Raw genomic sequence first — 7,707 nt, forward strand, 5'->3', positions numbered from 1 at the left:
TGGGTTTGGACCCTAGTAGGGCAAGCCGTTCCCGGCCCTGTCGTCATCGATCTAGCAGGGATGGAGCTTGGCTGTAGTGACACGCTACGCAGGGATGGAGAACCACGCGCGATATTGCAGGTCGGGCAGGCGTGTCATATTCGCCAGCCGGGCAGGCCGGGTACACGGGGGAAACCGTCGCCCACTCTTGTCTGATTACCCTCTCGCATATCATTATCGAAAATAGGTCGTAGGCGGCTCAGAAGCAGTCCGACTTGGCGGGATAACAAAAGGGGCGATTGGGGGTTATGAAGAAGTACCAGCTGCTCGGATCAGTCGGCCCTATCTACCCGTTCGTTCCGCCAGTCTTGCGTCAGCGCCAGTCGCAAAGCCGGGGCCATAGCGAGCCGCTCCGCTCCGTCCCGCCTACCAGCATCGACCTTTCGCAGCCCCTTGCCAAAGGTGAACGAGGCGGGATCATCGGCATAGCGGCCAAGATCAATCCGTCCGAAGATGGCAATGGTGTGAACCTCATCACACGCGGAATAGACGAGGGCGCGATTAAGGTAGCGCTACTGTTTGTCGATAAGCTGGACAAGCCAACCAACAGCTTGATGGGTTTCGGAGAAGATGACCCTAAGGACGTTACCGGCATTGGCCTTGGCGGGCAGACGATGGTAACATACACCGAGGGACTGACGTACTCGCAAACTTCAAACTATATCTGGCAAGTCTATCAACTACTCGACAAGCGCGAACCGGGGCGGTGGTCGCTGTGGCCGCAGCGCGACACTCCGATAATTCCTGAGCAACAGCTTAGTCCCGACCTCGCTTTCCGGCTTGAGTTGCAGAGCGGACTTATAGTTCCCGCTCCCTCCACGCCCTATGAGGATGTGCTAGCGTTCAAAGATCGCCATAAAGCTGAGCTTATTGCTTTGAGACACTATCTTGAGGAATTTGCTATCAAGCTGTCCAAGGAAGGTGATCCTAGGGCCGTGAACCTTGAACGGGAGCGCTTCGATGCCGCGCTTGCTGAATACCTGACGAAAGCTCGGCATTCCAATGTAAGAAAGGCTGTCGCCAGCTTGACGACGGAGTTTGATTGGACAGCAGCAGTCCGGGGTGCAGTTGGCGGTGGCGGTATCGCGGTTGCTGCTCAGGGCCTCTCTCTTATCGCCGCCGCCGCGGCGATTGGAAACGGGATACTCGCCGGCCTTTCCATCAAGAGCGTAGCGGGATTGAAGGACGGGCCTTCCCCGTTCCGATACATCGCACGGATCGAAAAGGAATACGGAAGCTAATCAGGTATCGCCTGCCATCGCGTCGAGATTGTTAGCAGACTTGCCGTCAGGATTTGTCCGCAGGTGGGCTTTGGCTTCAGTTGGACGAACGCTGTGTACATTGGTCAACTCGCCCCGATCAGCCATATTCATGGCCTGATTGAGAGGGGTAAAGCGGCTGTTACCTTCGACCTTAACATGCGTGATGTTGCCCTTAGCGTCAGCGCGGGCATCTACAACTTTGCGACCCTTCGTCATGGCGGCGTCTCCCTTCAATAAGGTAGGTAGGAACCGCTCAGACGAGCGGCAACCTATTGCCATGTCCCTAGGCAAACTGTTACATTAGGCATTGCCAACAGTGACAGCGACCTGAGTAAATGTCGTTGTTTCTCAATGCCTTATAGGGGTGCCGGTAAAATCCTCTTCTGGGCACCATCGCTTCTTACAGCGTTGAAATCTCTCGGGGATCGTCGGTAAGACGGTCCCCAGAGAGCGTTTTCTCCGGGATAATGGTCGGTCATCAGATCGAAGTCCTGCCCCCCCCTCCTCATAGCCGCGCTTGCCAAGGGATTTTCCTTGTAGCGTTTTTCGATGCGGACACCTTTTCTGACATCGCTACCCCGTACCCGTTGATGCTCAACGGTTCCTGAGCAGGCTCAAAATCAGGCGCGTTCTGCGTAAGGACGGCCTTACCAGACAATGTGTCCGCTACTGACCATCAAGGGTATCCATCCCGGCCCCTGATCGGGCGCAATGCCCGGCGATTCAATTCCGTCAAAAGCGATGAAACCGCCGAGCCCAATACGGCGGCCGGCGCGATGGGCCACCGTCGCGGATTCTTCATGACAATTAGGGGTACGACGTCACAAAACCGCTTGGCCAGCAGCCCGAAGGTGAGGCGTCTGAGCAACACAGGCCGCGCATTACACCAAAACGATACCGCCCCCATTGACCGAATATCGTATAACGTACTTAATATGAGATGGGAGATAAGTAATTTTATTGCTCATGAGGGGGCGGACCGGATGATTGAGAATGGCTATTGGCGGCGATCGGCTGCTTTGATTGCCTTGGCGACGGGTTTGGTGGCGGCCAGTGGCGCGTCGGCGCAGACCGCGAATGACGCCCAGGCGGCGGACGACGTCGTCGTCACGGGCACGCGCATCCGCCGTCCCGACCTGACGAGCAACAGCCCGCTCACCAGCGTCAACGCCCAGGAACTGACGCTTCAGGGCACCAACAATATCGAGAATGCGCTGAACCGCCTGCCGCAGTTCACCGCCGACGCGAATGAGAATGTGTCGAACGGCTCGAACGGCACCGCGCAGGTCAACCTGCGCAATCTGGGGTCCAACCGCGTGCTGACGCTGGTCAACGGCCAGCGCCTGCTGCCGACCCAGGCCATGGACCTGAACTTCATCCCCTCGGCGATCGTCGAGCGGGTCGATATCGTAACCGGCGGCGCATCGGCGGTCTATGGCTCGGACGCGCTGTCCGGCGTCGTCAACTTCATCCTGCGCGACAAGCTCGACGGCTTTCGCCTGGATGCGCAGACGAGTATCGCCGACCACACCAACGACAATGGCTTCCTACGCGGGATCGTGTCGGGCCGCGGCTATCAGACCGCGCCGTCCCACGTCTTCGACGGCGGCAAGCAGGACATCAACGCTTCGTTTGGCAAGACGATGCTCGACGGGCGGCTGAACATCACCGTCTATGGCGGCTATCGTCGCACCGATCCGGTCCTCCAGTCGACCCGCGACGTGTCGGCCTGCGCCCTGAACAGCGCCTCGACGACCTTCACTTGCGGCGGGTCGAGCAATACGCCTTTCGGCACCTTCACCCCGCTGGGCGGGCCGCTGGCGGGCCAGAAGCTGACCAACAGTCGCGACGGGTCGAAGACCTGGGTGCCTTATGATTCGACCTACACCTACAACTACGCCCCGCTGAACTATTTCCAGCGCAGCGACGACCGGTACAATGCGGGTGCGTTCATGCACCTGGAGCTGTCCAAGGCCGCCGAAATCTATGGCAGCTACATGTACATGGACGACCGCAGCTTCTCGCAGGTCGCGCCGTCCGCGCTGTGGTTCGGCCAGACCTATGCCGTGACCTGCAACAACCCGTTGATGAGCGCCAGCCAGCAGCAGTCGCTGTGCGGCGCCGCCGCCGGAACCGCCGCGACGCAGAACACGCTGATCGGCTATCGCCTGGGCGGCAGCGGCACCCTGCCGCGTCGCGACGACCTCCAGCATCGCTATTACCGTTCGATGGTCGGCGTGCGCGGCGATATCGGCCACGGCTTCAACTATGATGTCAGCGTGCTGCGTTCGTCCGCGCATTATGACGAGCAGTATCTGAACGACGTCAACGTCACCAAGGCGCAGAAGGCACTGCTGGCCGTGCCGGACGGCAAGGGCGGCGCGGTCTGCCAGTCGGTGCTGAACGGCACCGATTCCGCCTGTACGCCGATCAACGTCTTCCAGGCGGGCGGCCTGACCGGGCAGCAGGCGCAATATCTCTATGCGCCGACCCGGACCTGGGGCCGCTATGCCCTGAACGTCATTTCGGGCTCGATCACCGGCGACCTGGGTACGTTCGGCATCACCAGCCCTTGGGCCAAGGACGGCGTCAGCATCGTGCTGGGTGGCGAGCATCGTCGCGAGACGCTGTATTTCACCGGCGACGAGGTGGCCAAGCAGGCGGGTACGCAGGACTCGGACGGCATCATCGCGGTCAATGAGGGCTTCGGCGAAATCGAAGTGCCGATCGCGCAGGACTCGGCGATCGGCAAGGCGCTGACCCTGAACGGCGGCTTCCGCTATTCGGCATACAAGAACGACCAGCGCTCGACCGGCTATTCGTCCAAGTTCAACGCCTTCACCTACAAGGGCGAGCTGAGCTGGCAGGTGGTCGATCCGGTGCGCCTGCGCGCCAGCTTCAACCATGCCATCCGCGCACCCAATATCAGCGAGCTGTTCTCGAACCTGTCGCTGGGCAACGTCAACGCGGTCGACCCGTGCGCCGGTGCGAAGCCCACCGCCTCGCTCAGCGCCTGTCAGCTGACCGGCGTCACCGCCGCCCAGTATAACAGCCATCTGGTCATCGAATGTCCGTCCGACCAGTGCACCGGCCAGTCGGGCGGCAATCGCAACCTGAAGCCGGAATCGGCCGATACCTATACCGCCGGTATCGTGCTGGCCCCGCGCGGCGGCCGCAACCTGTCCGTCTCGATCGACTATTTCAACATCAAGGTGAAGGACTATATCGGCAGCATCGATCCGAACACGATCATCAGCCAGTGTTTCTCGACCGGCAGCCCCTATTATTGCGGTCTGTTCCGTCGCGATCCGCTGACCGGCTCGATCTTCGGCACCGGCTATGTCGTCTCGACCACGCTCAACACCGGCTATCTGAAGACCTCGGGCCTCGACATCGCGGCCAATGCGATGATCCCGCTGGGTCGCCTGGGCCGTCTCTATGGCGACTTCATCGGCACCTATCTGTTCCAGCAGGCGACCCAGCCGCTGCCGGGTGGCGACAGCTATGACTGCAAGGGCCTGTTCGGCTATGCGTGCGGCCAGCCGACCCCGGTGTGGCGTCACAATGTGCGCGTGACCTGGAAGCCGGACCAGAAGACCAGCCTGTCGTTCAACTGGCGCTATATCGGCCCGACCAGCAACTCGGCGACGTCGAGCAACAGCTATCTCACCGGGCCCGCCGACCCGATCGACGCGCGCCTGCCTGCGTACAGCTATTTCGATTTGACCGGCGCGGTCGAGGTCAATCGCAACCTGACGCTTCGTATCGGTGCGAACAACCTGCTCGACAAGAGCCCGCCCGCGCTGGCCTCGGGCGTGCTGAACCTGTTCGGCAACGGCAACACCTATCCGGGCGTCTATGACGTTCTGGGCCGACGGATCTTCGTCGGCGCGACCGTGAAGTTCTGATCCCAGCCGTTCTGAGGGAATGAGGCCGGGGTTCTTTCGCTTGGGCGGAAGGGCCCCGGTTTCGTTTGGCGCGATAGGGACTGGTCCTCCGCTCGGCGGTCTCGCACGCTACGAGTCCATCGCCTGGATCAGCCCGTCAGAGCCACCCCCGTTAATCGTTCAACCAGTCCGCCGTGATCTCCCCCCGATGTCCGTCCGGCGCCAGGGCGGCGCGAAGGGCTTCCAACAGGGGCGGCAGCGCTTGTGTGAAGGCATAGGGCGGATTGACGAAGAAGAGGCCCGCGCCGTTGTAGATGCCGGGCTGATCGGCGTCGTACAGCCAATGCTCAACCGACAGGAATTTCGGGATACCGAGCTTGCGCAGCGCGTCCTTCCACCGCTGATGCGTCGCGCGGTCTTTCAGCGGATACCAGATCACCGTCACGCCGTGCGCCCATTTGCGGTGCGCCGCGGCGAGCGTGGCGGCGATCCGCGCGCGTTCGTCGGTCTGTTCATAGGGCGGGTCGACCACCACCACGCCGCGCGCCGTCCGGGTCGGCAGCATCGCCAGCCATAATTCATACGCATCGCGTTCATGCACGGCCGCCGGCGTACCGCGCATCGCGCCGCGCAAGGCCCGGGCATCCTCGGGATGCTTCTCGTTGAGGATCAGCAGGTCCTGCTCGCGCAACAACTGCGCCAGGAATCGTGGCGAGCCGGGATAGAGCTGCGGCTCGGCCCCGACATTCACCGCCCGTACGGCGGCGCGATAATCGTCCAGCAACGGGTTCGTGTCGGCAAAGGCCCGCGACACGCCATGCACGGCTTCGCCGGTCCGCTGGGCCTGCTCGCCGCCAAGGTCGTAGAGCCCGCAGCCCGCATGGGTATCGATCAGCGTCAACGCGCCCGGTTTTTGCTGCAAGGCCCGGACCAGCGCGATCAGCAGGCTGTGCTTCACGACATCAGCGCTGTTGCCCGCATGGAAGGAGTGGCGATAATTCATGGGAAATCCGAAATCCTGCCGATTGGCCTTTGTACGATCTACCGGGCGAAGACGCCGACCACGACGATGAGACGCCGCCCATCCAGAGCCGGGCGGGCGGCGTCCTAACCCCTCGAAGCCCAACGTCCAATCCGCTTTCACGCTCCGCGGCAACCGGCCCTGCAACACGGCGTCATCGATCAGTGGGGCTGGTTACAACCTAGCCCCGGATGGAAAGCTCCTCGAACTGGCCCGGTGCGATCCCGTCGACACACCAGTCGCCGATCGACCAGCGGACCAGCCTCAGCGTGGGCAATCCGACCTCCGCCGTCATGCGCCGCACTTGCCGGTTGCGCCCTTCGCGGATGGTGAGTTTCAGCCAGTTATCGGGGATGAACTTGCGCTGGCGGATCGGCGGATCGCGCAGCCACAAGTCCGGCGCATCGATCCGGTCGACTTCGGCAGGCAGGGTCATGCCGTCCTTCAGCCGGACACCCTGCCGCAAGCGCTCCAGTTCCGGCTCCTGCGGATCGCCCTCGACCTGCACGAGGTAGGTTTTGGCCATCTTGAAGCGGGGATCGGCGATGCGCGCCTGCAGCCGCCCGTCATCGCACAGCAGCAGCAAGCCCTCGCTGTCCCGATCGAGCCGCCCGGCGGGATAGACACCCTTCACCGCGATGAAATCCGACAAGGTCGACCGGACGGTCGGCGATCCACGATCCGTAAATTGCGACAGGACCCCGAAGGGTTTGTTGAACAGGAGCAGCCGGGCCATCCCGAGCCCATAGCGTTCGCTTGCGGCTCCCGGAAGCAGTCGATCAACGACGGCACCGCACGCCATGGTTGCCCTGACCGCCGGAGGGTTTCAAAAGGGCCGATCAATTCGGGGGCTCCTGGCTTTTACGCTTTGCCCTCACCGATGATGGACGATGTAGTGACCACCAAAATCTATCTGTCCGCCGACCGCCTGCTGGAGGATTCCTTCCGCCTGGCCAATCTGGTCTTCGATTCGGGTTTCCGCCCGACCCATATCGTCGGCATCTGGCGTGGCGGCGCGCCGGTCGGCATCGCGGTGCAGGAATTGCTCGAATATCGGGGCGTGCAGAGCGACCATATCGCGATCCGCACCGCTTCCTATACCGGTATCGACCAGCAGGAGCCGCAGGTGCGCATCTATGGCCTGGGCCATCTGGTCGATGTGCTCAATCCGGAGGATCGGCTGCTATTGATCGACGACGTGTTCGATTCCGGGCGCTCGATCCGCGCGCTGCTGAGGGAATTGAAGGCGCGGTGCCGGAACAACATCCCGGACGAGGTGAAGGTCGCGACCGTCTATTACAAGCCGTCGCGCAACGTGACCGACCTGAAGCCCGACTTCTTCGTGCATGAGACCAATGACTGGCTGATATTCCCACATGAAATCAACGGGCTGAGCGAGGACGAAATCCGCGCGCACAAGCACGGTGCCGCCATCATCCTGCGCTGACGCGCCGATCTCACGACCACGACGGGCCCGGCGTGGTCGTGAGATCGGCGC

The 7,707-nt window shown here is 61.9% G+C and carries 6 protein-coding genes; 3 read left to right on the top strand and 3 right to left on the bottom strand.

The genetic code is table 11. The features are described from left to right. The first annotated feature begins 287 nt into the window (after positions 1–287). The gene (locus tag SB4_RS17325) at positions 288–1,280 is read left to right on the top strand and encodes a DUF6236 family protein (RefSeq protein WP_058753584.1); all 993 of its coding nucleotides are present in this window, start codon (positions 288–290) and stop codon (positions 1,278–1,280) included. Here the strand turns inward: SB4_RS17325 and SB4_RS19260 are convergent, their stop codons facing one another. Continuing rightward, on the bottom strand, positions 1,281–1,517 hold the full coding sequence (locus SB4_RS19260; protein WP_082670266.1) for a DUF3892 domain-containing protein: 237 nt from the start codon (positions 1,515–1,517) through the stop codon (positions 1,281–1,283). 767 nt (positions 1,518–2,284) lie between these two features. Here SB4_RS19260 and SB4_RS17330 point away from each other — a divergent pair. Beyond that, a complete protein-coding gene (locus SB4_RS17330; RefSeq protein ID WP_058753585.1) occupies positions 2,285–5,209 on the top strand; it encodes a TonB-dependent receptor domain-containing protein in 2,925 nt (974 codons plus the stop codon). A 151-nt stretch (positions 5,210–5,360) separates the two neighbouring features. On the opposite strand, the gene SB4_RS17335 is transcribed toward SB4_RS17330, so the two are convergent. Both SB4_RS17335 and SB4_RS17340 read right to left on the bottom strand, forming a co-directional pair. Then, a complete protein-coding gene (locus tag SB4_RS17335; RefSeq protein ID WP_058753586.1) occupies positions 5,361–6,191 on the bottom strand; it encodes a 23S rRNA (adenine(2030)-N(6))-methyltransferase RlmJ in 831 nt (276 codons plus the stop codon). Between the two features lie 199 nt (positions 6,192–6,390). Continuing rightward, complete coding sequence (locus SB4_RS17340) at positions 6,391–6,945, bottom strand: pseudouridine synthase (RefSeq protein ID WP_058753587.1); 555 nt, start codon at positions 6,943–6,945, stop codon at positions 6,391–6,393. 144 nt (positions 6,946–7,089) lie between these two features. On the opposite strand from SB4_RS17340, the gene SB4_RS17345 reads away from it, so the two are divergent. After that, positions 7,090–7,656 (top strand): phosphoribosyltransferase, encoded by a 567-nt coding sequence (locus tag SB4_RS17345; RefSeq protein WP_153006310.1) that lies wholly within the window; start codon positions 7,090–7,092, stop codon positions 7,654–7,656. The last annotated feature ends 51 nt before the right edge of the window (positions 7,657–7,707 follow it).

It is taken from the genome of Sphingomonas sanguinis, from assembly GCF_001476905.1.
In the GTDB taxonomy this organism is placed as follows: domain Bacteria; phylum Pseudomonadota; class Alphaproteobacteria; order Sphingomonadales; family Sphingomonadaceae; genus Sphingomonas; species Sphingomonas sanguinis_B.